Genomic DNA, 2,140 nt, shown 5'->3' with positions numbered 1-2,140 from the left:
ACAGATAAACGGCTGCCTACTTCGTTAGATTTTTTTGCGATACTATAGTATCCCAAAACAAATCCGCCTTGTAATCAAACATTTATCTGCTTTCTGACCGCAATTTTTAAATCGAACTCAGGTTGGTAGGATTTCCGCTGCCGTCATTAGCGCAGAAAAATCGTTACCCACGTATCAACGCCCACAGAAAAGCAACTCTAACGGGTTTTTATCTGCATTGCGGACAAACACCCAACAAAGTGAAAGACACATCGGTGACAAGATAATTTTTTGGTATCTGATACACAGGCTCAACTTCGTTTAGGCAGGTTACTTCTTTACAACGCTCGCAACTAAAATGAATGTGATTGTGCTGATGCACCGGACTACATGTTTTGCAACACGCATACTTAACAACCCCATCAACATTTACAATCTTGTGAATTTGCCCTGACTCTAGTAAGCGGTCTAAAACCCGATAAATCGTAACACGATCGCAAGTAAAATCGAGTCTTTGCTGAATCTCAGCATGCGATAACGCCAATTCGGAACTCAACAACAACTCGTAAATCTTCGTCTTGGCAGGTGTATTTCTCGTCGCTTTCGGCATTTTAAAAAAATATTGCAACTGCGTTGCGTTTACAAAGATACTGTTTATTTTTGCAACTCAATTGCATTAAGCGAGTGTTCAACAAAATCACATTTCGCCAAATGCGCTAAAAACATCACAAAGTTTATGCAATCCATAAAAATACATCAGAGCTTAAGTCTTTGTTATAAAATTATCGAATTATGAATGTAACTGCAATCGAAAAAAAACTACCGGTAACCGTTTTAAGCGGTTTTTTAGGCGCCGGAAAAACAACACTTCTAAATCATATTTTGCATAACAAAGAAGGTTTAAAAGTTGCTGTTATCGTTAACGATATGAGCGAAGTTAATGTAGATGCGCGACTCATAAACGAACAAAACACCTTATCGCGAACTGAAGAAAAACTTGTGGAAATGAGCAACGGCTGCATTTGCTGCACCTTGCGCGAAGACTTAATGATCGAAGTAGAAAAACTCGCTTCCGAAGGCAAATTCGATTACTTACTCATTGAGAGTACGGGTATCAGCGAGCCGGTTCCAGTGGCGCAAACTTTCAGCTTTGTTGACGAAGAAAAAGGCATCGATTTATCGAAGTTCAGTTACATCGATACGATGGTTACGGTTGTCGATTGCTTTAACTTTTTCAACGATTTTGGCACCAACGAATTGCTCCGAGAACGGGAACTTACCGACATTGAAGGCGATTATCGAACCATCGTAAATTTACTAACCGACCAAATTGAGTTTGCAAACGTCATTATTCTAAACAAAACCGATTTAGTAGACACTAAAACCGTGGGACTACTAAAAGCTGCAATCCAAAAGTTGAATCCAAGCGCAAAAGTTATAACGTCGCATTTTAGCAAAGTAGCGCCAAACGAAATTTTAAATACACGATTATTCGATTTTGAAGAAGCACAATCTTCCGCCGGATGGCAAAAAGAACTGGAAGGAGGTGTACACACGCCAGAAACCGAAACCTACGGCATAAGTTCGTTTGTATTTCGGAATCAAAAACCGTTTCATCCGGAACGTCTGTGGCACTATCTCAATCAAGAATACCCGAGTGGCGTAATCCGTGCAAAAGGCTTGCTTTGGCTGGCGTCACGACCCGATGATGCGCTCAATTTTAGTCAGGCAGGCGGCTCACTACGTATGGAGCGCGCAGGCGTTTGGTGGGCAAGCATGCCTTTTAACGAACGAATCAACTACAGCGCTTTCGTTGAAAATCAGGATTTTATTGAGAGTAAATGGAATCCGATATGGGGCGATCGCATGAATGAACTCGTTTTTATTGGGCACCACATCCAGCAAGACGAAATGGTGCGTGCGCTCGAAGACTGCCTACTTACCGATGCAGAACAGCTAGAATTCACCAACAAAAAAACTTTCGCCGATCCCTTTCCGACACAGATTTAGTTTCCGAATGGTGTCGCTTTTTTGGGCGCTCCCCTTCTCACGCAAATCGTTACCCACGTATCGTTTGGAACCGATTGCCGCGTAAGCAACGGCAGTGAAAATAGAGGGCACCAAACGCAAGTACGTGACGTGGTTTGAAACGGCGACCGAA

At 42.2% G+C, this 2,140-nt stretch carries 2 protein-coding genes; one reads left to right on the top strand and one right to left on the bottom strand.

Going from position 1 to position 2,140, the window contains the following annotated elements; genetic code table 11:
• Nucleotides 1–208: 208 nt before the first annotated feature.
• Nucleotides 209–589, bottom strand: coding sequence for a Fur family transcriptional regulator (locus CHX27_RS01040; protein WP_094484924.1), 381 nt, complete (start codon nucleotides 587–589; stop codon nucleotides 209–211).
• A gap of 182 nt (nucleotides 590–771) precedes the next feature.
• Between CHX27_RS01040 and CHX27_RS01035 the strand changes: the two genes are divergently transcribed.
• Nucleotides 772–1,989, top strand: coding sequence for a GTP-binding protein (locus CHX27_RS01035; RefSeq protein WP_094484923.1), 1,218 nt, complete (start codon nucleotides 772–774; stop codon nucleotides 1,987–1,989).
• The last annotated feature ends 151 nt before the right edge of the window (nucleotides 1,990–2,140 follow it).

Origin of the sequence: Flavobacterium aurantiibacter, assembly GCF_002251775.1 — a bacterium.
GTDB lineage: Bacteria > Bacteroidota > Bacteroidia > Flavobacteriales > Flavobacteriaceae > Flavobacterium > Flavobacterium aurantiibacter.
This window is presented reverse-complemented; position numbering and strand designations above follow the sequence as displayed.

Excerpts from the sequence above, each read along its gene's own strand:
- CHX27_RS01035 (WP_094484923.1), top strand. The coding sequence starts at position 772 with ATGAATGTAACTGCAATCGAAAAAAAACTACCGGTAACCGTTTTAAGC.
- CHX27_RS01040 (WP_094484924.1), bottom strand. The coding sequence starts at position 589 with ATGCCGAAAGCGACGAGAAATACACCTGCCAAGACGAAGATTTACGAG.